A 24083-nucleotide genomic window follows, 5' to 3' on the forward strand; every position below is an offset into this window, starting at 1 on the left:
GCGTGGTGGATCACCCTGGACGCCACGAAAGAGCATCAGCTTCAGAACTGGATCCGCAATTCAGGGCATCTTCAACCGTAGCAGTCCAACATTCAACTGTGAGAGGTGCATTATGAGATCGCCGTCGGGATACCGAGTTCGCGCTCGCCTCCCTCCGGCTTCGGGATCGTCACCCGTCGCACCGGACTGGGCCGGTACGTCCCCGACAACAATTGCTCGCGGATCACTGGCCACGCCGTCACCAGATGGCGCGCCGTCTGGTCAATGTCCAGACCGTCCACGCCAGCGGCTCCCTTGTTGGCCCGCACCCGTCTGAGCGCCTGTCGCAGGTTCTCTCTCGTCAACGCCGCTTCCAGCAGCGCTGACCCTGTGTCCCCGGTTTCAGGTCGCGGGCAGTTGGCTTCGTCGCTGACCGCTTCACGCGTGGCTTCACCTCGCGTCGCTGCGATCCGCTCCGCTTGCGCGGACGTCTGACGCATGGCCTGTTGCATCGACATGTCGCTGGACACTCTTTCCCGTTTGGTCCTTCGCCACCAGCTTTGGCTTCCTCAGCCTGTCCTGTGACTACTACGACCTCTGCTGTCTTCTCGCTCCGGCTCGACACCGTCGCCCTTTCAGGCATGAGGCGAGATCTCCCCAGGTAAGAACGCAATCCTTCACCGCACAACCGCCGGATTTACGCCGCCTGATCCTTGACCACGAGAGCTTTGCAGTTTTCAGCCTGCTCGCCCTGATCGGCACCGCCTTCTATCCGGTTCTTGTCCATCGGCTCGCGGTTTCGCTCCGCGCTTCCTCCCCACACTCGGTCACCCTCATGCAGTTGCGCTTCGCTTCATTCGCTGTGGTCAACTCATGGTGGGACTTGCACCCACAAGATTGCGCCCATGCTGGGCGCACCGAAAAAAGCCGTCCCATCTTGCGATGGGGCGGCTTTTTGTCTTCCGGAGCGACAGGTGCGTGATTGACTGCTAGATGAGCACCAGATTATCCCGGTGGATCAATTCCGGCTCGAGCATATAGCCCAGCACCGTTTCGATCTCGCCGCTCGGACGGCGCTGGATCAGCTTCGTCTCAGCGCTGCTGTAGTTCGTCAGTCCGCGCGCGACCTCGCGCCCCGATGCGTTCAGACACGCAATCACCTCGCCGCGCGCAAACGCGCCCTGCACGCCGACGACGCCGATCGGCAGCAAGCTCTTGCCGCCCTCGGTGAGCTTTTCGACCGCGCCGTCATCGATTACGACGTGTCCGCGCACCTGCAGGTGATCCGCCATCCACTGCTTGCGCGCCGCCATCCGAGCGGTACGCGCGATGAGTTGCGTGCCGATCGCCTCGCCCGCCGCCAGCCTCGCGAGCACGTCCGCCTCGCGTCCGCTTGCGATCACCGTGTTCGCGCCGCTATGCGCCGCGCGTTTCGCCGCGAGAATCTTCGTCAGCATGCCGCCCCGGCCGATGCTCGACCCGGCGCCGCCCGCCATCGCCTCCAGCTCCGGCGTGCCGGCGTCGGCCTGCTGGACAAGGGTCGCGGCCGGATCCTTGCGCGGATCGGCGGTGAAGAGACCTTGCTGGTCGGTGAGGATGATCAGCGCGTCACCTTCGATCAGGTTCGCGACCAGCGCGCCGAGCGTATCGTTGTCACCGAACTTGATCTCGTCGGTGACGACCGTGTCGTTCTCGTTGATGATCGGCACGACGCCAAGCCGCAGCAGCGTCAGCAGCGTCGAGCGCGCATTCAGATACCGTTCGCGATCGGCCAGATCGGCGTGCGTCAAAAGGATCTGGGCGGTGCGGATCGAATGCTCGGCGAAGCGGCTTTCGTAGACCTGAGCGAGCCCCATCTGCCCGACGGCGGCGGCCGCCTGCAACTCGTCGATTTCGCGCGGGCGCTTCGTCCAGCCAAGACGCTGCATGCCCTCGGCGATTGCGCCGGAACTGACGAGCACGACTTCCTTGCCCTGCGCGCGCAGCGCCGCAATCTGGGCGGCCCAGCGACCGATTGCTGCATGATCGAGTCCGCGCCCGTCGTTCGTGACGAGGCTCGACCCGACTTTCACCACCAATCGCCTGGAATCTGCGATAACGGAACGCATTGTGGGCGGTCTCCAAGATGATTCGTAAGGCCGGCGCGTGCTGGGAGTGCGCCGGCATCCAGGTTACGGCCGCTTACTCCTGCGGCTCGGCCGATGCCCCCGTGCTGCCCGCCTGCTGGTCGCGGAAACGCACGTCGGCGGCCAGATCTTCCGCTTCGGCGGCACGGTGCGCATCGGAGTGCGCGGCGAGGTAGTCGTAGACCGCGTAGCAAAGGTTCTCGCAGCCCTGGCCCGTCAGCGCCGAAATTTCGAAAACGGGACCGTCCCACTCGAAGTCTTTGATAAAGCGGGCGACGCGCGGCTCCCGCTCTTCTTCCGCGACCATGTCGAGCTTGTTCAGCACGAGCCAGCGCGGCTTGCCGTACAACTCCTCGTCGTATTTGCGCAGTTCGTTGACGATCGCCTTTGCTTCCGCGACGGGATCGACGGTTTCGTCGAACGGCGCGAGATCGACGATGTGCAACAGCAGGCCGGTGCGCTGCAAGTGCCGCAGGAACTGGTGGCCCAGGCCCGCGCCTTCCGCCGCGCCTTCGATCAGCCCGGGAATGTCGGCGATCACGAAGCTGCGGCTCGGCCCGACGCGAACGACGCCGAGATTCGGCGCGAGCGTCGTGAACGGATAGTCCGCAATTTTCGGCTTCGCGTTCGACACCGACGAAATGAACGTCGACTTGCCCGCGTTCGGCATGCCCAGCAAGCCGACGTCCGCGAGCACCTTCAGTTCCAGACGCAGCATGCGGCGCTCGCCCGGCTTGCCGTCCGTCTTCTGACGCGGCGCGCGGTTCGTGCTCGACTTGAAGTGCAGATTGCCGAGCCCGCCCGCGCCGCCCTGTGCGACCAGCACGGTCTGGTTGTGCTCGGTGAGGTCGGCGATGACCTCGCCCGTGGCCATATCGGCGATGATCGTGCCGACGGGCATGCGCAGCGTGATGTCGTCGCCGCCCTTGCCGTAGCAGTCCGAGCCGCGGCCGTTCTCGCCGTTGCGCGCCTGATGCTTTTTCGCATAGCGGTAGTCGATCAGCGTGTTGATGTTACGGTCTGCGACTGCATAGACACTGCCGCCGCGGCCGCCGTCGCCGCCGTCCGGACCGCCGAACGGGACGAATTTCTCGCGGCGCATCGACGCGCTGCCATCTCCTCCGTCGCCGGCGATGACTTCGATCCTCGCTTCGTCAATGAACTTCATGCGTTACTCCGTCCCGTGTGCATTGCTATTTTGCCGCGCGTTGCGCGCGCGCACCATTGGCCATTCGGCCAGATTGACCTTGATTCTTGTCTGATCGCGACAATGAAATGCCGTGACGATGCGGGTCCGCAAACGAAAACTCTCAAAGGAGACCCGCAAACGGAATCCGCAAACAAAAAGGCCCCGCAAACTTCGCGGGGCCTTTTTCCGGTCCTGAAGCCCGTGCCTGATTTAATCTCAGACAGCCGGGACGACGTTGACCATGTGCTTCTTGGCGGCGCCCTTCGTCGTAAACTTGACGTGGCCGTCGACCAGTGCGAACAGCGTGTGATCCTTGCCGATGCCGACGTTTTCACCAGCGTGCATGCGCGTACCGCGCTGACGCACGATGATGCCGCCAGCCAGGATCGCCTGACCGCCGAAAACCTTCACGCCGAGGCGCTTCGACTCGGAGTCGCGGCCGTTCCGGGAAGAGCCGCCTGCCTTTTTGTGTGCCATGTGATTACTCCTTGCCCGATGCGCTTACGCGTTGATCGCGTCGATGCGCAGTTCGGTGTAGTTCTGGCGGTGGCCGCCATGCTTTTGGTAGTGCTTCCGGCGACGCATCTTGAAGATGGTCACTTTGGCGTGACGACCGTGCGACACAACGGTAGCCTTGACGGAAGCCCCACTGACCAGCGGCGTACCGAATTTAATCGATTCGCCTTCGCCCACTGCGAGAACCTGGTCGAGCGTGATTTCAGCGTCAATGTCTGCCGGTATCTGTTCTACTTTAAGTTTTTCGCCGACAGCAACCTTATACTGCTTGCCGCCGGTTTTTATGACCGCGTACATTGAAAACCTCACTCTGGATTCATTTTCCCGACGCACCACGCGCGGAAACCCTCGATTATACATAGAGTTAGCTGCGCGGTCAAAAGTAGTTGACAACGGCCGCGCCAAGCCGTCCGACGCGCGACAAACGCGACATGCCAATGCCAAAACGGCCACGATCACAGGGTGTACGGCGCTGAAATAGCGCAGTTCGCCTTATAATTCGCGGCACTACCCGAATTCGTCACCATGTCGTCAACCGCCACTCCTACCCCTAACGCAGCCAATCTGCTCGCTCCGATCGTCGAAGACATGCAGCAGGTGAATCGCGTCATCCGGCACCGTCTGGCGTCCGAGGTGATGCTGATCAACCAGATCTCCGAGTACATCATCAGTGCCGGAGGCAAGCGCCTGCGCCCCGCGCTGCTCCTGCTCGTGGCGCGCGCGCTCGGCGACAGGACGGGGCATCGGCACGAACTGGCGGCCGTCGTCGAGTTCATCCACACGGCAACGCTGCTGCACGACGACGTCGTCGACGAATCCGATCTGCGCCGCGGGCGTCAGACGGCGAACGCGCTGTTCGGCAACGCGGCGAGCGTGCTGGTCGGCGACTTTCTGTATTCGCGCTCGTTTCAGATGATGGTCGGCGTGGGCAAGATGCGCGTGATGGAGATTCTTTCAGAAGCGACCAACATTATTTCCGAGGGCGAAGTGCTGCAGCTCCTGAACATGCATGACGCCGACGTCGACGAAGCGCGCTACATGCAGGTGATCCGCTATAAGACGGCCAAGCTGTTCGAAGCGGCCGCACAGCTGGGCGCCGTGCTGTCGGGCGTGGACGCGACCACGGAGGCCGCCGCAGCCGAATTCGGCCGCCGCATCGGCACGGCGTTCCAGATCATGGACGACTGGCTCGACTACACGGGCACGCCCGAGTCGATGGGCAAGAACGCCGGCGACGATCTGCGCGAAGGCAAGCCGACGCTGCCGCTGATCTATCTGATCGAGCGTGGCACGGCGGAGCAGGCCGCACTCGCGCGCGAGGCAATCGAGCAAGGCGGCACCGACCGCTTCGACGAGATTTTCGACGCGATCACGCGCTCGGGCGCGCTCGATCACACGCTCGAATGCGCAAAGCAGGAAGCGCAAGCGGCGGCAGCAGCAATTTCCTCGTTTCCCAGTTCCATTTACAAAGAAAGCCTGCTAGAATTATGTTCTTACTCGACGACGAGACAGTCTTGAACGAGACTGAAGCATCGGATCAGTCTGAATCGAGTGACCAAATCGGGGTGTAGCTTAGCCTGGTAGAGCGCTACGTTCGGGACGTAGAGGCCGGAGGTTCGAATCCTCTCACCCCGACCAGATTTTGAAAAAACCGCGCATTGCGCGGTTTTTTTTCGTCCGTCGCTTTGCCAATCACCTGAGTGGACAGCAAGCCGACTTGGCTATCCGGCCGATGAGAGCCGTCCGGCCCCTCTGCTATATTCTCCCCATCCCTCCCCTTCTCTTATTCACGTCGCGTGGAACAACTTCCCTTATGGGCGCAAATAGGCGCCGTCGTCCTGCTTCTTATCTGCTCCAGCTTCTTCTCCATTAGCGAGACCGCGATGATGGCGATCAATCGTCATCGTCTGAAGCACCTCGCCAGCAAGGGCGCGCTCGGTGCGAAAACTACGCAGGGCCTGCTCGCGCGCACCGATGAATTGCTGAGCGCCGTGCTGATCGGCAACAACCTGTTCAACACGATCATCCCGGTGCTCACCACGTCGATCGCGTTGCACACGTTCGGCAGCAATAGTCTCGTGCTGTCGATTGCGACGGGTATCGTCGCGTTTCTCATCATCGTGTTCGCCGAAATCACGCCGAAGATCGTCGGCGCGACGTTTCCCGAAAAGATCGCGTTGCCGGCCAGCCTGCTGATCGCGCCGCTGATGCGCGTGTCCAAGCCGCTGATCTGGTTCGTCAACCTGTTCGCCAACAGCATCCTGCGCGTGCTGCACATCAACACGAAAAGCGCGCACGAACAGCGGCTGTCGACGGAGGAACTGCGCACCATCGTGCTCGAGTCCGGCAGCTTCATGCCGACCAAGCACCGCAGCATTCTGCTGAACCTGTTCGACCTCGAAAACATCACCGTCGACGACGTGATGATTCCCCGCCGCCGCATCGAGGCGCTCGATTTCGACGCGCCATTCGAGCAGATCCTGCATCAGCTCGAAACGTGCTATCACAACAAGCTGATCGTCTATCAGGGCGACTTCGACCGCGTGCTCGGCGTGCTTCATGTGCGCAAGACGCTCTCCGCGTTGCACAACCAGGAACTGGAGCGCGACACGCTGCGCGAACTGCTCGCCGAGCCGTACTTCGTGCCGACGGGCACGCCCGTCTTTCAGCAGCTCCAGTATTTTCAGGAAAGCCGTCATCGGATTGCGCTCGTCGTCGACGAATACGGTGAGTTGCAAGGACTCGTGACGCCCGAGGACATCATCGAGGAACTGATCGGCGAATTCACGACGTCCGTGCCGCGCAGCGCGAGTTCGCGCGGCGGCTGGAACGAGGAAGGCGAGTGCATCGTCGCGGGCAGCATGCCGCTGCGCGAACTGAACCGCTGGCTGCAATTGCGTCTGCCGACGGATGGCCCGAAAACCCTCAACGGACTGATCCTAGAAATTCTCGAAGAGATACCGGAAGGCGACGTCTGCGTGAAGATCGCGGACATCAAACTCGAAGTGATGCGCAGCGACGACCAGGCGATCAGAACAGTTAAGATTTTTCGCCCCGGTCCCCCGCCGGGCTCCAAGATCAAGCGGCTCGTAAGCCGCGGATAGCACCCCTGGCCATTCGGCCGAATAGCGGCCAGGCGCACGAACTCCGATGATGAAGCCGTCATGTTCTACAGGCGGCTCCCAGCCGGTTTTCGATGCGCACTTCTTCCCATCCGGCTTCGCCTCCGCTCAAGGTGGCCGCGAGCCGGCAACCACCCGCTACGACCGACGCGGACAGCCCACCAGCCGTCCGCCTGCTCGCCGATACGCTTCTCGAAGCCGCGCGCCTCAACGCATCCGATCTGCATATCGAACCGAGGGAGCACGGCTGGCGGATGCGTCTGCGCGTCGATGGCGTGCTGCATGAGATCGCACGGCCGCCCGCGCATCTGCGCGACGCGTTCATCACGCGCGTGAAAGTGCTGGCTCGCATGGATATCGCCGAGCGGCGCGTGCCGCAGGATGGCCGCTTGCGGCTGCCCGTCGCTGCGGGCCGGGTCGAGGACTATCGCGTCAATTCGCTGCCCACGCTGTTCGGCGAAAAGCTCGTGCTGCGCAGGCTCGACGCGCTGCCAGCCGATCTGTCGCTCGACTCGCTTGGCCTTGCGCCCGCTCAGCGCGACATCGTCGACTGCTCGATACGCGCGCCGCATGGGCTTGTGCTCGTCACGGGACCGACGGGCAGCGGCAAGACGATGTCGCTGTACTGCTTCCTGCAACTGCTGAACGCCGAGTCCCGCAATCTCTGCTCGGTCGAAGATCCGGCGGAAATCCAGCTTGCGGGCATCAATCAGGTCAGCGTTCGCGAGAAGGCGGGCCTCACGTTTGCCGTCGCGTTACGTGCTTTTCTGCGCCAGGACCCGGACGTGATCATGGTCGGCGAAATCCGCGACGAAGAAACGGCCGATGTTGCCGTGAAGGCGGCTCAGACGGGCCACCTGGTTTTGTCGACGCTGCACACGAACGACGCGCCGGCGGCCATCGCGCGCCTGATCGACATTGGCGTCGAGCCATACAATCTCGCGGCCGCATTGCGTCTCGTGACCGCGCAGCGGCTCGTGCGGCGCCTGTGCGTCGCATGCAGGGAGCCATCGATGGAAACGCCCGCGTCGTTGCGCGCAGCGGGTGTGCCCGACGTGGAAACCGCGCAGTGGCATCCCTATGCCCCACGAGGATGCGAAGCCTGCCACGGCATCGGCTTTCGTGGACGCGTCGGCATCCATCAGGTGATGCCCGTTTCGGACGCGATGCGGGAGCTGATCGTCGCACGCGCCGGCACACACGAGATCGCGCGACAGGCGCGCGCCGAACAGGTCCAGACGCTACGCGACGCGGCACTGGCTCGCGCATTCGACGGCACGACGAGCCTCGCCGAAGCCCTGAGCGCGACGGAGGTCGCATGACGGCAACGACAATCCACGAGCAGCGTTTCGCATGGCGCGCGCTCGACGCAAGGCGTGCGCCGGCGCGGTACCGTGATCGCGCCAGACCTTGTCACTGCTCGCTCAATGCTGAAGCAGGACGCGCTCTATGGCGTCGAATGGAGCGTGCGCGGCGCAGCGCCGCAGCCCAACGCGCGCGCCGCCGACGTCACGCTGTTCACGCGCCAGCTGTCGAGCCTGCTGCGTGCGGGCCTGCCGCTTGCGTCGTCGCTCGAACTACTGGCGAATGCATCGAAAGACAGCGAACGGGCCAAAGGCATGCCGCGCATCGTCAATGCGCTCGCTCGCGATATCACGGCAGGACTCGGCTTCTCGGCGGCGCTCGCCCGTCATCCGGTGCAGTTCGGCGCACTGTATCGTCAGTTGGTCGAAGTAGGCGAAGCGTCGGGCGCGCTGCCTGTCGTGCTCGCGCGGCTCGCCGACGACCGCGAGCGCGCCGCCGCACAACGGGCCAAAGTGCGTGCCGCGCTCACCTATCCCGTCGCGATCCTGCTGCTTGCCATCGCGATTACGGCTGCGCTGCTCGTGTGGGTCGTTCCGACGTTCAAGCAGATCTTCGATGGCTTCGGCGCGAAGCTGCCCGCGCCGACGCAACTGGTGCTCGCGATGTCGGCGGCGGCCGGCCGCTGGAGCGCGCCGCTCGCTTCGATCGTATGCGTGCTCGCGCTCGCCATGCGTCACCTGCTGAGCCGCTCGGAGGCGGCCCGGCTGCAGTTCTCGCGCGCGATGCTGCGTCTGCCCATCGCCGGCTCGCTGCTCGCGACGCTCTGCGCCGCGCGCTGGAGCCGCGTGCTCGGCACACTGCTGTCGGCGGGGACGCCCCTCGCTGACGCATTCGATTCGCTCACGCACGCGACGGGCAACGCCTGGTTCGATCGCGCGACCATCGCGATCTCGGCTCAGCTTCGTCGCGGCGTGCGGCTCGCGCCTGCGATGCGTGAAGCGCGATGCTTTCCCGAAGACATCGTGCAGCCCGTCGCCATCGCAGAGGAATCGGGCACGCTGGACACAATGCTGCTCGACGTCGCGTCGCTGAGCGATCGACAGGTCGACGAAAAGATCGCGGGGCTCGCGAGCCTGTGCGAACCGCTCGTGATCGTCGTGTTGGGCGGACTCGTCGGCGGGCTCGTGATCGCGATGTATCTTCCCATCATCCAACTTGGCAACGTGGTGTAGTAGCATCGCAGCCGAATCCACCCAATCGACCATGCCGACCACGCTCACGCCCGTGTCAGACCTATCCTTCAGCAGCCCGCTCACCCGTTTCGCGGACAGCCTCGGCGTGGCCTTCGGCACGCTGCCCGCTCTCGCGCAGATTGCGTTCGTCATCGTGTTCGGCCTGGTGATCGGCAGTTTCCTGAATGTCGTCGTGCATCGCTTGCCGATCATGCTCGAGCGCGCATGGCGCGCCGAAGTGAGCGAAGCAACAGGCCATTCATTCGACGACGACGGCCTGCCCGCACGCTACAACCTCTGGCTGCCGCGCAGCGCCTGTCCTCATTGCGGCCACGTGCTGCGCGCGTGGGAGAACATTCCCGTGCTCAGCTATCTGATGCTGCGCGGCCGTTGCTCTCAATGCAAACGCCGTGTGAGCTTCCGCTATCCGCTGCTCGAACTGTCGAGCGCGGCGCTGGCGCTCGGCGCGTTCGTCTCGTTCGGCCCGACGGGCACGGCGCTCGCGGCATACGGACTTTGCGCCGCGCTGCTCGCAATGAGCGCAATCGACATCGACACGCATCTGCTGCCCGACTCGATGACCTTGCCGTTGCTGTGGGCGGGCTTTATCGTCAACTTCAATTCGGTGTTCGCGAGCCTGCACGACGCGGTGATCGGCGCGATCGCCGGCTATCTTGTGCTGTGGTGCGTGCATTGGGTGTTCAGGCTCGTGCGCGGCATCGAAGGCATGGGTTACGGCGACTTCAAGCTGCTCGCCGCGCTCGGCGCCTGGCTTGGATGGGCTGCGCTGCCGCAGATCATTCTGATCGCGGCCGTGGCGGGCGCCGTCATCGGACTGGTCGCGACATGGATCGGCCGCATGCGCTTCGAGGAACCGCTGCCGTTCGGCCCGTTTCTCGCGGCAGCCGGCGCCATTACGCTCTTTCTCGGCACGCCGCTTTATATCGCTTTCGGAGGCTGACGCATGTTTGCTGTTGGATTGACGGGCGGCATCGGCAGCGGCAAATCCACTGTCGCCGATCTGTTTGCGAAGCGCGGCGTGACGCTCGTCGATACCGACTTGATCGCGCATCGCGTCACCGCGCCCGGTGGGCCCGCGATGCCCGCCATTGCCGCCGAGTTCGGCGCATCGTTCGTCGCATCCGATGGCTCGCTCGATCGCGCCCGCATGCGCGCGCTCGTCTTCAGCGACGAGAATGCGCGCAAACGTCTCGAAGCCATTACGCATCCGCTGATTCGCGCCGAGACGGAACGCGAGCGTCAACAGGCGCTAGGCCCCTACGTGATCATGGTGGTGCCGCTGCTCGTCGAATCGGGCAATTGGAAGACACGCGTGGACCGCGTGCTGACCGTCGACTGCAGCGTCGAGACGCAGATCGCTCGCGTCATGCGCCGCAATGCGTTCACGCGCGAACAGGTGCTGGCGATCATCGCGCGCCAGGCCACGCGCGAAGCACGCCTCGCCGCAGCCGACGACGTGATCGTCAATGACGGCGCATCGCTCGAAGCGCTCGACCTTGATGTCGATCGGCTTCATCGCATGTATCTTTCACTCGCGGCCGCATGAGCCGTAAGCGATTCTGTTCACCGTCTGTAAAGCGGGCGCATGTTGTCGGGAACGGCGCGAGCACGCAACGAATGCGCATGATACAGCGCAAAAATTGACAGAAGCTCGCGGAAATAGTGTGTGATTGCTAGGGTAGTCTCACGGCATTAGAATGTCCTGCAATTCCGTCACCGACCACGCCCGAGGCGAGCCCGCTTGATTCTTTACGAGTATCCCTTCAACGAGCGAATCCGGACGCTGCTGCGCCTCGAAGATCTGTTCGAGCGCTTCACGTTCTTTCTGACTCAGGAAGACGCCAGGGAACATCATGTCGCGCTGACTACGCTGTTCGAAATCTCCGAAGTCGCGGGCCGCGCGGATCTGAAGTCCGATCTGATGAAGGAACTGGAGCGGCAACGTCAAACGCTCGCGCCGTTTCGCGGCAATCCCGGCATCGAGCAGAACGCGCTCGAAGCCGTCCTCGGCGAAATCGAGCAGACTCTCGCCGGGCTTACGCAAATGCAAGGCAAGACTGGCCAGCATCTTGCGGACAACGAGTGGCTCGCCAGCATCCGCAGCCGCGCGATCATCCCCGGCGGCACCTGCAAGTTCGATCTTCCGTCGTATTACGCGTGGCAGCAGACGCATCCTGATCAACGCCGCCAGGACATCGCCAAGTGGGTCATGCCGCTTTTGCCGCTGCGCGACGCCGCCTCCATCGTGCTGCGGCTTGCGCGCGAATCGGGGCAGGCGTCGAAAGTGATGGCGATGCAGGGCAGCTACCAGCAGATGCTGTCGGGCCGCACGTATCAGTTGATGCAGGTGCGCGTGGCACCCGAATTGCGGGTGATTCCGGAGGCGAGCGCCAACAAGTACATGCTGTGGGTGCGCTTCACGGTGCAGGATGGTGACTTGCGTCCGCGCGCCGTCGATGTCGACGTGCCGTTCCAGTTGACGCTGTGCAGTCTTTAATCTGAGGCAAAGCGCCTCATTTATGAAGCTTCACCGTTTAGATTGAACGCCTGACCGAATGACCACTGTAGTCAAATGCCCAACCTGCGGAAAGGATGTCCGCTGGACTCCTGAGAACCGCTTCCGTCCGTTCTGTTCCGAGCGCTGCAAGCAGATCGATCTCGGCGCGTGGGCTGCCGAAAAGTACAAGATCGGCGGCACCGACGACGAACCGACCACCGACGACACGCCCGGCGAAAATCGCTCGCACTGAAGCACAACGAGCGCCGCGCGCGATCATCGAGGCGCAAGCCGCGTGCTGCGGCTGCGCCCTTCTCTCACTCCGCAGCCAGCCACTCCAGCACGGGAATCGTCGCCGGCAATAGCGGCGACACCTGGGCCGGCAACGCCTGCCACGCGAACGCCTGACCTTCGCGCCCATGCGGCTCGCCGTCCCACGCCGTCACCTTGCAGAAATAGAGACGCACGTACGCATGCGGATAGTCGTGTTCGAGCACGTGCCAACGGTGGCTCGACTGCACGTCGATGCCGAGTTCTTCGTGCAACTCGCGCGCAAGCGCGGCTTCGACCGATTCGCCCGGCTCCAGCTTGCCGCCCGGAAATTCCCAGTAGCCCTCGTAAGGCTTGCCGGCGGGCCGTTGCGCGAGCAGATAGCGGCCATCGGGCTGAACCAGCACGCCGACGGCCACTTCCGTGACCGGTCGGCCGGCAGCGTTCAGTTCGCTCGCGTTCTGCGCGCCGTTTTGCATGCCGTTTTGCACCGGGTCGCTCATGCTGGCGCCCGCCGGCCCGACCAGTCGCGCGCGAACTGCCACGCGACGCGCCCCGAACGCGACCCGCGCTCCAGTGCCCAGATCAGCGCATCGCCGCGCGCCGCTTCGACATCGGCATCGTTGCAGCCAAAGTGATGCAGCCAGTGCGCGACGATCGACAGATAGTCGTCCTGCTTGAACGGATAGAAGCTGACCCACAGGCCGAAACGCTCCGACAGCGAGATCTTTTCCTCGACCACTTCGCCCGGATGGATCTCGCCGTCGGGCATGTGCTTGTACGTCTCGTTGTCGCTCATGTACTCGGGCAGCAGATGGCGGCGGTTCGACGTCGCGTAGATCAGCACGTTGTCCGACTGCGCGGCCACCGATCCGTCGAGCGCCACCTTCAGCGCCTTGTAGCCCGACTCGCCTTCCTCGAACGACAGATCGTCGCAGAACACAATGAAGCGCTCGGGACGCGCGGAAATCAGATCGACGATATCGCCCAGGTCGTGCAGGTCGTCCTTGTCGACTTCGATCAGACGCAGACCGTCCTTCGAGTGCGCATTCAGACACGCCTTGATCAGCGACGACTTGCCCGTGCCGCGCGCGCCCGTGAGCAACACGTTGTTGGCGGGCTGCCGGCTCACGAACTGCTTCGTGTTCTGCTCGATCAGATTCTTTTGACGATCGATGTTCTGCAGGTCGTCCAGCGAGATCGACGAAATGGCAGGCACCGGCTGCAGATAGCCGCGCCCCTGGCGCTTGCGCCAGCGGAATGCAACGGCTGCGGACCAGTCGACATCGGGCGCGGCGGGCGGAAGCATCGCTTCGAGCCGCACCAGCACGGCTTCGGCGCGAGTCAGGAATTGTTCGAGTTTATCCATGTGGTGAGATCGGGACGAATCTGGAATCAGGAGCCAATCACGCGCATATCGCGCGCAAGTCACGAACGGTAGTCGGCGTTGATGCTCACGTAGTCGTGCGACAGGTCGCACGTCCAGATCGTCGCCTGCGCATCGCCACGGCCCAGCACGACGCGAATCAGAATTTCGGCCTTCTTCATCACGCGCTGACCGTCCTCCTCTTTGTACTCCGGATTGCGGCCGCCCGCTTTCGCGACGAGCACATCGTCCAGGTACAGGTCGATCTTGCCGACGTCGAGATCCGTCACGCCCGCATAGCCGATGGCGGCCAGAATGCGCCCAAGGTTCGGGTCCGACGCGTAGAACGCGGTCTTCACGAGCGGCGAATGGCCGATCGCATACGCGATCTGACGGCACTCGGCCACGCTCGAACCGCCTTCTACCTGCACCGTCATGAACTTCGTCGCGCCCTCGCCGTCGCGCACGATCAGTTGCGCGAGCGTCTGCGCCGTTTCCGTGACGGCATCGCGCAACGCGGCGTACGCGGGCGAATCCGTCGACGTGATCGCGGGCAGGCTCGACTTGCCCGAAGCGATCAGGATGAACGAATCGTTTGTCGACGTATCGCCGTCGATCGTGATGCAGTTGAACGAGCGGTCGGCGACATGCTTCACCAGTTCATCGAGCACCTGCTGCGCGACGTTCGCGTCGAAGGCGAGGAAGCCGAGCATCGTCGCCATGTTCGGCTTGATCATGCCGGCGCCTTTGCTGATGCCCGTCAACGTGACCGTGTGGCCGTCGATCGTCACCTGGCGCGATACCGCTTTGGGCAACGTGTCGGTGGTCATGATGGCCTGCGCGGCATCGTACCAGTGCGCAGCCTGGCGGTTCGCGAGCGCGGCAGGCAGCCCGGCCTTCAGACGGTCGATGGGCAGCGGCTCCAGGATCACGCCCGTCGAGAACGGCAGCACCTGTTCCGGCGCGATGTCCGCGAGGCGCGCCAGTTCATCGCACGTCTCGCGCGCGTGCGCCATGCCCGGCTCGCCCGTGCCCGCGTTCGCATTGCCCGTGTTGACGACCAGTGCGCGAATGCCCTTGCCGCCCGCGCGCACGCGCTCGAGGTGCTCGCGGCATACGGTGACGGGCGCCGCGCAGAAACGGTTCGACGTGAACACGCCCGCGACCGTCGCGCCTTCGTCGACGGAAATCACGAGCACGTCCTTGCGATTCGGCTTGCGGATGTTCGCCTCTGCCCAGCCTAGCGTGACGCCGGCGACGGGATGGAGTTGAGCGGGATCGATCGAGGGGAAATTGACAGCCATGGTTGCGACCTGTCGAGACTGAAATGCCGGCGGGCGCCGGCATCGGGGATCAAGGGTGATGGCGCCGGATGGAGCCGCGCCACCGCGAAATCACCAGCAATGCACGCTTCAAACGACGCGGCGCGCATGATGCGCGCCGCTCCGTGTGTCACGCGATCTTGCCGTGGCACTGCTTGTACTTCTTGCCGCTGCCGCACGGGCATGGATCGTTGCGGCCGACTTTCGGCACGGCGCCGGAAAGCGGCGCCGCTGCTGCGCTGTGGCTGTGCGCCATGGCGTCGCCGATCATCGATGCTGCCGCGTTTGCCGCGACAGGCGCCGCGGCGACAGCAGCGCCGCCTTCCGCGTAATCGGCATGACGGAACTCGATGTTCTCCAGATGGCTGCCCTGCTCTTCGTACTGTTCGGCGGCCTGCTCCAGCTGTTCCGGCGACTGGATCTGCACGTTCATCACGATGCGCGTGACTTCGAGCTTCACCGAGTCGAGCATCGCGGCGAACAGTTCGAACGCTTCGCGCTTGTATTCCTGCTTCGGGTTCTTCTGCGCATAGCCGCGCAGGTGAATGCCCTGACGCAGATGATCGAGCGCGGCGAGATGTTCGCGCCAGCTGCGGTCGAGCGTCTGCAGCATGACCGAGCGCTCGAACGCGCTGAACGATTCGCGGCCCACCTGCTCGACCTTCGACTCGTAGGCCTCGTCTGCGGCGGCCGTCACCGCTTCGAGGATCTCGCTGGCGTCGATCGACTGCGATTCGTTGATCATCTCCTGAATCGCAAGATCGAGCTGCCAGTCATTGCGCAGCACTTCTTCCAGTTCAGGCACGTCCCACTGCTCTTCGATGCTGCCCGCCGGCACGAACTGATGGACGATGTCGCCGACCACGCCGTGACGCATCGCGCCGATCGTCTCAGTGATGTCGTGCGCTTCGAGCAGTTCGTTGCGCTGCTGATAGATCACCTTGCGCTGATCGTTCGACACGTCGTCGTATTCGAGCAGTTGCTTGCGGATATCGAAGTTGCGCGCTTCGACCTTGCGTTGCGCCGATTCGATCGAGCGGGTGACGATGCCCGCTTCGATCGCCTCGCCTTCCGGCATCTTCAGGCGGTCCATGATCGCGCGCACGCGGTCGCCGGCAAAAATACGCAGCAGCGGATCTTCGAGCGACAGATAGAAACGCGACGAGCCCGGGTCGCCCTGACGGCCCGCACGGCCGCGCAGCTGGTTGTCGATACGGCGCGATTCGTGACGCTCGGTGCCGACGATATGCAGGCCGCCCGCGGCCTTCACCTGATCGTGCAGCGTCTGCCACTCGTCGTGCAGCTTCTGGATGCGTGCCGCCTTTTCGTCTTCGGGGATCGACAGATCGGCTTCGATGAACGCGGCCTGTTTCTCGGCATTGCCGCCGAGCACGATGTCCGTACCGCGACCCGCCATGTTCGTCGCGATCGTGATGCGCTTCGGACGGCCCGCTTCCGCGACGATCGCCGCTTCGCGCGCGTGCTGCTTTGCGTTCAGCACTTCGTGCGGCAGGCCTGCTTTGTTCAGCAGTTGCGACAGCAGTTCCGAGTTCTCGATCGATGTCGTACCGACCAGCACCGGCTGACTGCGGTCATAGCATTCGCGGATATCGCGAATCACCGCGTTGTAGCGCTCCATCGCCGTCTTGTAGATCTGGTCCTGCTTGTCGATCCGCTTCGGCGGGCGGTTGGTCGGAATCACGACCGTTTCGAGGCCGTAAATCTCGTTGAATTCGTACGCTTCGGTGTCGGCCGTACCCGTCATGCCAGACAGCTTCGCGTACATGCGGAAATAATTCTGGAACGTGATCGAGGCGAGCGTCTGGTTCTCGCTCTGAATCTTCACGTGCTCCTTCGCTTCGACGGCCTGATGCAGACCGTCCGACCAGCGGCGGCCCGCCATCAGACGGCCCGTGAACTCGTCGACGATCACCACTTCATCGTTCTGCACGACGTAGTGCTGGTCCTTGTAGAACAGCGTGTGCGCGCGCAGCGCCGCGTACACGTGGTGCATCAGCGTGATGTTCTGCGGCGCGTAGAGGCTCTCGCCTTCGCCGATCAGGCCCCACTCGGCGAGCAGCCGCTCGGCCTTTTCGTGGCCCGATTCCGTCAGGAACACCTGGCGCGCCTTTTCGTCCAGCGTGTAGTCGCCCGGCTTCTCGACGCCCGTGCCGTCCGCCTTCTCTTCGCCGATCTGGCGTTCGAGCAGCGGCGGCAGCGCGTTCATGCGCACGTAAAGCTCGGTGTGGTCTTCGGCCTGGCCGGAGATGATGAGCGGCGTGCGGGCTTCGTCGATGAGAATCGAGTCCACTTCGTCGACGATCGCGAAGTTCAGCGCCCGCTGCACGCGTGCATCGGTCTCGTAGACCATGTTGTCGCGCAGGTAGTCGAAGCCGAACTCGTTGTTCGTGCCGTAGGTGATGTCCGCGGCGTACGCTTCCTGCTTCAGGCCATGATCCATCTGCGACAGGTTGATACCCACCGACAGGCCGAGGAAGTTATAGAGGCGCCCCATCCACTCGGCGTCGCGCTGCGCGAGGTAGTCGTTCACCGTCACGACGTGCACGCCGCGTCCGGACAGCGCATTCAGGTAGGCCGCGAGCGTCGCGACGAGCGTCTTGCCTTCGCCCGTGCGCATTTCCGCGATCTTGCCGTAGTGCAGGACCATGCCGCCGATCAGCTGCACGTCGAAGTGCCGCATCTTCAGCACGCGCTTGCTCGCCTCACGGCAAACCGCGAACGCTTCGGGCAGCAGCTTGTCGAGCGACTCGCCACTGCCGACGCGTTGCCGGAATTCCGTCGTTTTCGCGCGCAGTTGATCGTCCGTCAATTGCTCGATCTGCGGTTCGAGCGCATTGATCGCCGCGACGGTCTTTTGATATTGCTTGACGAGCCGTTGATTGCGGCTGCCAAAAATCTTTTGTAGAAAACCGGTGGTCATCGGATCGTGGTTGCGTCGCGGCTTCGGCTGGGTTGCAAGGCCGGTTTTTACACCCTTTCACCTTGTTGCAACCCTCGGTCGTTTGGGCCTCGGCGGCTTAGGTCCAAGAGTGAATTCGAATCATGGATTTTAGCACGCGCCCCCGCGTCCGCCTGTGTCAGCAGTAAGACCATTGGCCGTTCGGCCAGGGGGAAAGCACTGCGGATACAGGCGTCTGCGGCCTCTGCGAACGTCGTTGCGCGCCGCTGCCGCATGTTACAACCGGTACAATCACGGCATGGGCGCGCACGCTGCGCCGCTACCATTCAAAGTTTCAAATGAGCCGTTTCTCACCGTTTTCAAGGCAGTCATTGAAGCCCGGCCCGAAGCTGGGCTCGCGCTCGTTCGACGTGCGCAGGCCGCAAGCTGTCGCCGAAGTGCTCAACCGCACCGACGCGTTCGCGGCACTGCGCGCCGGCGTCGAGCAGGTCGCCGCGCTGGAGCGCGATCTGACCGAATTGCTGCCCGACTATCTGGCGACGAGCGTCGAACCCGGCTTCATCAAGGACGGCGTGCTCGCGTTGTTCGCTGCGCACAATGCGCTCGCGGCGCGACTGAGGCATCTGGAGCCGCGTCTGCTGTCGGATCTGCAGCAGCGCGGCTGGCCGGTGAATTCGCTGAAAATCCGCGTCCGCCCGCAGCCCGCGAAGGAGCTTCCGCGCGAGAAACAGGCGCGCATGTCGCGCGCAGGCGCGGATGCGCTGCACGAGCTCAGCGAATCGCTGGAACCGTCGCCGTTGCAGGCAGCGCTCGCGCGCATGGCCGCCCGGCACCGGAAATGAATTCGCTGAAGAATCGCGTTGGAATGAAAAAAGCGGCCTTTTCAGGCCGCTTTTTCGTTGCCGCTCAGTGATGAGCCGAGCGCTTGAACTCAGGCAAACGCCGTCTGCGTGTCATACGCGAAACCGCGCGGCGCCTTCTGCGGATCGTCGAACGTGACGATCTCATACGAATCTTCGTGCGCCAGCAGTTCGCGCAGCAGCGCGTTGTTCAGCCCGTGGCCGGACTTGTATGCGTCGTACGAAGCAAGCAGCGGATGGCCGACCACATACAGGTCGCCGATCGCATCCAGCATCTTGTGCTTCACGAACTCGTCGTCATAACGCAGGCCGTCGTTGTTCAGAATGCGGTACTCGTCGAGCACGATCGCGTTGTCCATGCTGCCGCCGCGCGCCAAGCCGAGCTCGCGCATCATTTCCACTTCGTGCGCAAAGCCGAACGTACGGGCACGCGCGATCTCACGCACATACGACGTGTTCGCGAAGTCTACTTCGAGCGCCTGGCCCGTCTTGTCGACGGCGGGATGGCGGAAGTCGATCGTGAACTTCAGCTTGAAGCCGAAGTACGGATCGAGACGCGCGAACTTGTCGCCGTCGCGAATTTCGACCGGCTTCGTGACCTTGATGAATTTCTTTGCCGCGTTCTGCTCTTCGATGCCCGCCGACTGGATCAGGAACACGAACGATGCCGCGCTGCCGTCCATGATGGGGATTTCTTCAGCGGTGACGTCGACGTAGAGGTTGTCGATACCCAAGCCCGCGCACGCGGACATCAGGTGCTCGATCGTCGACACGCGCGCGCCGTCTTTCTGCAACACCGATGCAAGCCGCGTATCGCCGATCGCCATCGCCGACGCGGGGATGTCCACCGGCGTGGGCAAATCCACGCGGGAAAACACGATGCCCGTGTCCGGCGCCGCCGGGCGGAGCGTCAGGTTGACCTTGCGGCCCGAGTGCAAGCCGATGCCAACCGTTTTGACGATCTGTTTGATAGTGCGCTGCTTCAACATGGTGATCTTCTATTCGATTAAAAATCCTAATCAGGACTTTTTATTTCATAGCGCCAATTATACTCCAATCGTTTCCGGAGCGCCGTTGCGCTGGCGTTTCAATCTGTTTCGCTGCGTTACCTAATCGGGAAGCGTGACGGGCCGATGCCCGGAACGGAGGCGTTTCCGGTCATCGGCCCGCGTTACGGCCTGTCACAACGGGGTCATAGAAGCGTTGCCGCAGCGCAACAAGCACGGTCTGCGCGGTTGCGGCGAAGCTTCAAAGCCGCGTCATGCCTGGCTCAACGTCGCGAGAATACTCGCCGCATCGCTCACTTCGAACTTGCCGGGTGCCTCGACGTGCAGCGTCTTGACCACGCCGTCGTCGACCACCATCGCGTAGCGCTGGGAACGGATTCCCATGCCGCGCGCCGACAAGTCCTGCTCCAGACCGAGAGCCCGGGTGAAAGCCGCGCTGCCGTCCGCCATCATGCGCACCTTGCCCGAGGTGTGCTGATCGCGTGCCCACGCGCCCATGACGAACGCGTCGTTGACGGACACGCACCAGATCTCGTCGATACCGGCAGCGCGGAGCTTCTCCGCCTGCCCGACGTAACCCGGCACGTGTTTGGCCGAACAGGTCGGCGTGAACGCGCCCGGCAATCCGAAGATCACCACGCGCTTGCCCGCTGTCTGTTCGCGCACGTCGAAGCTGTTCGGCCCGATCGTGCAGCCCTCGCGCCCGTCCTCGATCAACTCGTAAACGGTCGCCTGGGGAAGCTTTTCACCTACCTGAATCATGCTCGCTCCTTCGCATCGATGCGGAGCACGCTCGCACGTACTCGTGCCGCAGTGGAGTTTTCATCCGGCGACAGTGCCCCGAACCGCTTCGCCAATGCGAAGAGGGCACCTGTCCATGCCGCGCGCGACCCAACGCGGCCTCGTTGCCGTTCCACCCGCCACGCTCGTGCATTCCTGCGGCGCGCAATCAAGCCACAAATCAGATGATTACGCCGCGGAAAGCCCGCTCCTGCGTGAACCTCAGTCTGCCTGCTTGCGCAGGAAGGCCGGGATGTCGTACGTGTCGACGCCCTTCTCCTGCAGCGCCTGCACGTGCGAAGCCGCCGTATCACGCGAGGTGCGCCACACTGCCGGCGTATCCAGCGAGCCGTAATCCGCCGCGGCTGCGTGATGCTGCGGATAATGCTGCGCCGCGCCGACCGGCTGGTTGTCCGTGCCCGTGCGCAGCAGCGTCATCGGCGCCGATTGCTGCTTCTTCGCAGCGCGGCCCAGACCCGTTGCCACCACCGTCACGCGCAGCGCATCGCCCATCGCGTCGTCGTACACCGCGCCGAAAATCACGGTCGCGTCGTCAGCAGCATAACTCTTGATCGTGTTCATCACTTCGCGCGTTTCCGACAGACGCAGCGAACGGCTCGACGTGATGTTCACCAGCACGCCGCGCGCGCCCGACAGATCGACGCCTTCCAGCAGCGGGCTTGCAACAGCCTGTTCCGCTGCGAGACGCGCGCGATCGACGCCGGCCACCGTCGCCGTGCCCATCATCGCCTTGCCCTGCTCGCCCATCACCGTCTTCACGTCTTCGAAGTCGACGTTCACCAGACCGTCGACGTTGATGATTTCGGCGATGCCCGCGACTGCGTTGTTGAGCACGTCGTCAGCGCACTGGAAGCACTTGTCCATTTCGGCGTCATCGCCCATCACCTCGAACAGCTTGTCGTTCAGGACGACGATCAGCGAGTCGACGTGATCCTCCAGTTGCTGCGAACCAGCTTCGGCGACGCGCATGCGCTTGCCGCCTTCGAACTCGAACGGCTTGCTGACGACGCCAACCGTCAGAATGCCCATTTCCTTCGCGATCTGCGCGACCACGGGTGCTGCGCCCGTGCCCGTGCCGCCACCCATGCCTGCCGTGATGAACACCATGTGCGCGCCACGCAGTGCGTCCGCGATGCGCTCACGTGCTTCTTCTGCTGCCGCGCGGCCCATTTCCGGCTTAGCGCCTGCGCCAAGACCCGTGTTGCCCAACTGGATGACGTTCGGCGAGCGCGAGCGCGACAGCGCCTGCGCATCCGTGTTCATCACGATGAAGTCGACGCCTTGCACGCCGCGATTGATCATGTGTGCAACTGCATTGCCGCCTGCACCACCCACGCCCACCACCTTGATGATGGTGCCGTTGGTTTCCGTTTCCAGCATCTGGAATTCCATGTTGCCTCCGTCAAGAAAATAAGTACCGCTTACTCGGCCGTTAATCGGCAGAAGATCGGGCAACCCTCTGTCGCGCGCCAGCCGCCGGCACCAGCGCGTATTTCCCTTTGCTGCAGATTCGTTAGAAGTTGCCGAGGAACCAGTCCTTCATCCTCGTGAACACCTGTCCCATCGATCCCGACTGCACCGCGACCTTGCGGCCGCGCATCCGCTGCGAGCGTCCTTCGACGAGCAGACCCATCGCCGTCGAATAGCGCGGATTGCGCACGACGTCCGCGAGACCGCCCGCATACTCGGGCACGCCGATGCGCACCGGCTTCAGGAAGATGTCCTCGCCCAGCTCGACCATGCCCGGCATCATCGATGCACCGCCCGTCAGCACGACGCCGGAGCTGAGCAGTTCTTCGTAACCCGACTCGCGCACCACCTGCTGCACGAGCGAAAACAGTTCTTCGACGCGCGGCTCGACCACGGCCGCAAGCGCCTGGCGCGACAGCGTGCGCGGACCGCGCTCGCCGAGCCCCGGCACTTCGATCATCTCGTCCGGATCGGCGAGCGCCTGCTTCGCGATGCCGTAGCTCACCTTGATGTCCTCGGCGTCCGGCGTCGGCGTGCGCAGCGCCATCGCGATATCGCTCGTGATCTGATCGCCGGCGATGGGGATTACAGCCGTATGGCGGATCGCGCCTTCGCTGAAGATCGCGATGTCCGTCGTGCCGCCGCCGATATCGACGAGCACCACGCCCAGTTCCTTTTCGTCTTCCGTCAGCACCGCCAGCGACGACGCGAGCGGCTGCAGGATCAGATCGTTCACTTCGAGGCCGCAGCGGCGCACGCACTTCACGATGTTCTGCGCGGCGCTCACCGCGCCCGTCACGATGTGCACCTTCACTTCGAGACGGATGCCGCTCATGCCGATCGGCTCGCGCACGTCTTCCTGGCCGTCGATGATGAATTCCTGCGTCAGGATGTGCAGCACCTGCTGATCGGTCGGAATGTTGATCGCCTTGGCCGTCTCGATCACGCGCGCGACGTCCGTCTGCGTCACTTCCTTTTCCTTGATCGCCACCATGCCGCTCGAGTTGAAGCTGCGGATATGGCTGCCGGCGATCCCCGTGAATACGTTCGTGATCTTGCAGTCGGCCATCAGCTCGGCTTCTTCGAGCGCTCGTTGAATGGACTGCACCGTGGCCTCGATGTTCACCACGACGCCTTTCTTGAGCCCTTTCGATTCGCTCTGGCCGAGTCCGATCACCTCGTAATGACCTTCGCCCTTCAACTCGGCGACGATGGCGACCACTTTCGCCGTGCCGATGTCGAGGGCTACCAGCAGATCTTTATAGTCTTTACTCATAGCGTGCTCATTGCGTGTGATGTCCTGTTACTTCTTGCCCTTTTCGGGTTCCGTAATGAAGCGCATGCCTGCTGCACGAATGGCGAAACCGTTCGGATAACGCAAGTCCGCATATTCGATATCCTTCCCCCAACGTTGCGTCACCGCGCCCCATGCCGCGGTGAGCCGCTTGCAGCGGTCGTACAGCGTGTCCTGATTGCGCTCGCGTCCCAGTTCGACCTGCATGCCGTTCGACAGCTTCACCGTCCACGCGAAACGCGACGACAGCGTCACTTCATCCGGCGTCGCCCCGACAGGCGCAAACCACTTCTTGAAGTCCTGATAACGCGCGACGACTTCTTTCGCGGACCCATCCGGGCCCTCGAACGCGGGCAGCTCTTCATCGAGCTCGCCCTGGTTCGCGGTGAACACCTCGCCATCGGTGCTCACCAGCTGATCGGTGCCCCATGTTCCGAGCGGCTGGTACTCTTCGAGCGTGACGGCGAGCGCATTCGGCCACACTCGGCGCACGCTCGCGTGACGCACCCACGGCATCTGCTCGAACGCCTGGCGCGCCGTATCCAGATCGACGGTGAAGAAGTTGCCCTTCAAGCGGCCGACGACGCTCGCGCGCACGGTCGGCGAATTGATGTGCTCGATGTCGCCGTCGATGCGGATCTCGCGCAGCGTGAAGTTCGGGCGCTGGATCAGCCAGTAGCCGCCCGCCGCCAGCAGCACGAGCAGCAACAGCGCGTGCAACGCGCTGGCGGCGAGATTGAGCTGGCGAACGTTGTTCCACATGATCTGCGTGCGATTCCTTCAGTT

21 protein-coding genes, 1 tRNA gene and 2 pseudogenes are annotated in these 24083 nt (G+C 63.4%); 10 read left to right on the forward strand and 14 right to left on the reverse strand.

The features are described 5' to 3' along the window. Positions 1 to 122: 122 nt before the first annotated feature. From VSR68_RS40090 to rplU, 5 genes and pseudogenes are all read right to left on the reverse strand, one after another. Positions 123 to 497, reverse strand: a pseudogene (locus VSR68_RS40090) (group II intron reverse transcriptase/maturase); the annotation flags it as partial. A gap of 471 nt (positions 498 to 968) precedes the next feature. Then, positions 969 to 2087 carry a glutamate 5-kinase gene (proB, locus tag VSR68_RS40095; RefSeq protein ID WP_342945008.1) on the reverse strand — a complete coding sequence of 373 codons (1119 nt, stop codon included), beginning with the start codon at positions 2085 to 2087 and terminating at the stop codon, positions 969 to 971. 73 nt (positions 2088 to 2160) lie between these two features. Then, positions 2161 to 3273: an Obg family GTPase CgtA gene (gene cgtA / locus VSR68_RS40100; RefSeq protein ID WP_342945009.1), complete on the reverse strand. Its 1113-nt coding sequence runs from the start codon at positions 3271 to 3273 to the stop codon at positions 2161 to 2163. Between the two features lie 237 nt (positions 3274 to 3510). Further along, the gene (rpmA, locus tag VSR68_RS40105) at positions 3511 to 3771 is read right to left on the reverse strand and encodes a 50S ribosomal protein L27 (RefSeq protein ID WP_342945010.1); all 261 of its coding nucleotides are present in this window, start codon (positions 3769 to 3771) and stop codon (positions 3511 to 3513) included. A 24-nt stretch (positions 3772 to 3795) separates the two neighbouring features. Beyond that, positions 3796 to 4107, reverse strand: coding sequence for a 50S ribosomal protein L21 (gene rplU / locus VSR68_RS40110; protein WP_006025184.1), 312 nt, complete (start codon positions 4105 to 4107; stop codon positions 3796 to 3798). Positions 4108 to 4335: 228 nt separating this feature from the next. Between rplU and VSR68_RS40115 the strand changes: the two genes are divergently transcribed. The 9 genes and pseudogenes from VSR68_RS40115 (at position 4336) to yacG (ending at position 12240) form a co-directional block, all read left to right on the forward strand. Then, positions 4336 to 5328: a polyprenyl synthetase family protein gene (locus VSR68_RS40115; protein ID WP_342945011.1), complete on the forward strand. Its 993-nt coding sequence runs from the start codon at positions 4336 to 4338 to the stop codon at positions 5326 to 5328. 43 nt (positions 5329 to 5371) lie between these two features. After that, a tRNA-Pro gene (locus tag VSR68_RS40120) sits at positions 5372 to 5448 on the forward strand. Positions 5449 to 5606: 158 nt separating this feature from the next. Beyond that, the gene (locus VSR68_RS40125) at positions 5607 to 6914 is read left to right on the forward strand and encodes an HlyC/CorC family transporter (RefSeq protein ID WP_342945012.1); all 1308 of its coding nucleotides are present in this window, start codon (positions 5607 to 5609) and stop codon (positions 6912 to 6914) included. Between the two features lie 92 nt (positions 6915 to 7006). After that, entirely contained in the window at positions 7007 to 8254 is a 1248-nt protein-coding gene (locus VSR68_RS40130) for a GspE/PulE family protein (protein WP_342945013.1), read from the forward strand. Then, a pseudogene (locus VSR68_RS40135) lies at positions 8251 to 9469 on the forward strand (type II secretion system F family protein). Before VSR68_RS40130 ends, VSR68_RS40135 begins: the two are co-directional and overlap by 4 nt. A gap of 31 nt (positions 9470 to 9500) precedes the next feature. Continuing rightward, the gene (locus tag VSR68_RS40140; RefSeq protein ID WP_342945014.1) at positions 9501 to 10430 is read left to right on the forward strand and encodes an A24 family peptidase; all 930 of its coding nucleotides are present in this window, start codon (positions 9501 to 9503) and stop codon (positions 10428 to 10430) included. A gap of 3 nt (positions 10431 to 10433) precedes the next feature. Beyond that, positions 10434 to 11036, forward strand: coding sequence for a dephospho-CoA kinase (coaE, locus tag VSR68_RS40145; RefSeq protein ID WP_342945015.1), 603 nt, complete (start codon positions 10434 to 10436; stop codon positions 11034 to 11036). A 195-nt stretch (positions 11037 to 11231) separates the two neighbouring features. After that, on the forward strand, positions 11232 to 11987 hold the full coding sequence (zapD, locus tag VSR68_RS40150) for a cell division protein ZapD (protein WP_342945016.1): 756 nt from the start codon (positions 11232 to 11234) through the stop codon (positions 11985 to 11987). Positions 11988 to 12045: 58 nt separating this feature from the next. Further along, a complete protein-coding gene (yacG, locus tag VSR68_RS40155) occupies positions 12046 to 12240 on the forward strand; it encodes a DNA gyrase inhibitor YacG (RefSeq protein ID WP_090868399.1) in 195 nt (64 codons plus the stop codon). Positions 12241 to 12304: 64 nt separating this feature from the next. Here yacG and VSR68_RS40160 read toward each other — a convergent pair whose 3' ends face one another. The 4 genes from VSR68_RS40160 to secA all read right to left on the reverse strand — a co-directional run bounded on the left by VSR68_RS40160 (position 12305) and on the right by secA (position 17886). Further along, entirely contained in the window at positions 12305 to 12760 is a 456-nt protein-coding gene (locus VSR68_RS40160; protein WP_428983697.1) for an NUDIX domain-containing protein, read from the reverse strand. Next, positions 12757 to 13626 carry an ATP-binding protein gene (locus VSR68_RS40165; protein ID WP_342945017.1) on the reverse strand — a complete coding sequence of 290 codons (870 nt, stop codon included), beginning with the start codon at positions 13624 to 13626 and terminating at the stop codon, positions 12757 to 12759. Before VSR68_RS40165 ends, VSR68_RS40160 begins: the two co-directional genes overlap by 4 nt. A gap of 59 nt (positions 13627 to 13685) precedes the next feature. Next, on the reverse strand, positions 13686 to 14927 hold the full coding sequence (gene argJ, locus VSR68_RS40170; RefSeq protein ID WP_342945018.1) for a bifunctional glutamate N-acetyltransferase/amino-acid acetyltransferase ArgJ: 1242 nt from the start codon (positions 14925 to 14927) through the stop codon (positions 13686 to 13688). A 148-nt stretch (positions 14928 to 15075) separates the two neighbouring features. Beyond that, on the reverse strand, positions 15076 to 17886 hold the full coding sequence (gene secA / locus VSR68_RS40175) for a preprotein translocase subunit SecA (RefSeq protein ID WP_342945019.1): 2811 nt from the start codon (positions 17884 to 17886) through the stop codon (positions 15076 to 15078). 317 nt (positions 17887 to 18203) lie between these two features. Here secA and VSR68_RS40180 point away from each other — a divergent pair, with 317 nt between their 5' ends. Next, positions 18204 to 18707 (forward strand): DciA family protein, encoded by a 504-nt coding sequence (locus VSR68_RS40180; protein WP_342945020.1) that lies wholly within the window; start codon positions 18204 to 18206, stop codon positions 18705 to 18707. Between the two features lie 89 nt (positions 18708 to 18796). On the opposite strand, the gene lpxC is transcribed toward VSR68_RS40180, so the two are convergent. The 5 genes from lpxC to VSR68_RS40205 form a co-directional block, all read right to left on the reverse strand. Then, the gene (gene lpxC, locus VSR68_RS40185; protein WP_087735228.1) at positions 18797 to 19714 is read right to left on the reverse strand and encodes a UDP-3-O-acyl-N-acetylglucosamine deacetylase; all 918 of its coding nucleotides are present in this window, start codon (positions 19712 to 19714) and stop codon (positions 18797 to 18799) included. A 270-nt stretch (positions 19715 to 19984) separates the two neighbouring features. Next, positions 19985 to 20494, reverse strand: a complete 510-nt coding sequence (locus VSR68_RS40190; RefSeq protein ID WP_342945021.1) for a peroxiredoxin — start codon at positions 20492 to 20494, stop codon at positions 19985 to 19987. A gap of 240 nt (positions 20495 to 20734) precedes the next feature. Continuing rightward, a complete protein-coding gene (gene ftsZ, locus VSR68_RS40195; RefSeq protein ID WP_090868382.1) occupies positions 20735 to 21925 on the reverse strand; it encodes a cell division protein FtsZ in 1191 nt (396 codons plus the stop codon). A 121-nt stretch (positions 21926 to 22046) separates the two neighbouring features. After that, positions 22047 to 23279, reverse strand: coding sequence for a cell division protein FtsA (ftsA, locus tag VSR68_RS40200; RefSeq protein ID WP_028371745.1), 1233 nt, complete (start codon positions 23277 to 23279; stop codon positions 22047 to 22049). A gap of 27 nt (positions 23280 to 23306) precedes the next feature. After that, positions 23307 to 24059 carry a cell division protein FtsQ/DivIB gene (locus VSR68_RS40205; RefSeq protein WP_342945022.1) on the reverse strand — a complete coding sequence of 251 codons (753 nt, stop codon included), beginning with the start codon at positions 24057 to 24059 and terminating at the stop codon, positions 23307 to 23309. Positions 24060 to 24083 lie beyond the last annotated feature (24 nt).

This window comes from Paraburkholderia phymatum (genome assembly GCF_038900715.1).
GTDB classification, from domain to species: Bacteria; Pseudomonadota; Gammaproteobacteria; order Burkholderiales; family Burkholderiaceae; genus Paraburkholderia; species Paraburkholderia phymatum_A.

Coding starts and splice junctions, on each gene's coding strand:
- proB (WP_342945008.1), bottom strand. CDS start 2,087: ATGCGTTCCGTTATCGCAGATTCCAGGCGATTGGTGGTGAAAGTCGGG.
- cgtA (WP_342945009.1), bottom strand. CDS start 3,273: ATGAAGTTCATTGACGAAGCGAGGATCGAAGTCATCGCCGGCGACGGA.
- rpmA (WP_342945010.1), bottom strand. CDS start 3,771: ATGGCACACAAAAAGGCAGGCGGCTCTTCCCGGAACGGCCGCGACTCC.
- rplU (WP_006025184.1), bottom strand. CDS start 4,107: ATGTACGCGGTCATAAAAACCGGCGGCAAGCAGTATAAGGTTGCTGTC.
- VSR68_RS40115 (WP_342945011.1), top strand. CDS start 4,336: ATGTCGTCAACCGCCACTCCTACCCCTAACGCAGCCAATCTGCTCGCT.
- VSR68_RS40130 (WP_342945013.1), top strand. CDS start 7,007: ATGCGCACTTCTTCCCATCCGGCTTCGCCTCCGCTCAAGGTGGCCGCG.
- VSR68_RS40140 (WP_342945014.1), top strand. CDS start 9,501: ATGCCGACCACGCTCACGCCCGTGTCAGACCTATCCTTCAGCAGCCCG.
- coaE (WP_342945015.1), top strand. CDS start 10,434: ATGTTTGCTGTTGGATTGACGGGCGGCATCGGCAGCGGCAAATCCACT.
- yacG (WP_090868399.1), top strand. CDS start 12,046: ATGACCACTGTAGTCAAATGCCCAACCTGCGGAAAGGATGTCCGCTGG.
- VSR68_RS40160 (WP_428983697.1), bottom strand. CDS start 12,760: ATGAGCGACCCGGTGCAAAACGGCATGCAAAACGGCGCGCAGAACGCG.
- VSR68_RS40165 (WP_342945017.1), bottom strand. CDS start 13,626: ATGGATAAACTCGAACAATTCCTGACTCGCGCCGAAGCCGTGCTGGTG.
- argJ (WP_342945018.1), bottom strand. CDS start 14,927: ATGGCTGTCAATTTCCCCTCGATCGATCCCGCTCAACTCCATCCCGTC.
- secA (WP_342945019.1), bottom strand. CDS start 17,886: ATGACCACCGGTTTTCTACAAAAGATTTTTGGCAGCCGCAATCAACGG.
- VSR68_RS40180 (WP_342945020.1), top strand. CDS start 18,204: ATGAGCCGTTTCTCACCGTTTTCAAGGCAGTCATTGAAGCCCGGCCCG.
- lpxC (WP_087735228.1), bottom strand. CDS start 19,714: ATGTTGAAGCAGCGCACTATCAAACAGATCGTCAAAACGGTTGGCATC.
- VSR68_RS40190 (WP_342945021.1), bottom strand. CDS start 20,494: ATGATTCAGGTAGGTGAAAAGCTTCCCCAGGCGACCGTTTACGAGTTG.
- ftsZ (WP_090868382.1), bottom strand. CDS start 21,925: ATGGAATTCCAGATGCTGGAAACGGAAACCAACGGCACCATCATCAAG.
- ftsA (WP_028371745.1), bottom strand. CDS start 23,279: ATGAGTAAAGACTATAAAGATCTGCTGGTAGCCCTCGACATCGGCACG.
- VSR68_RS40205 (WP_342945022.1), bottom strand. CDS start 24,059: ATGTGGAACAACGTTCGCCAGCTCAATCTCGCCGCCAGCGCGTTGCAC.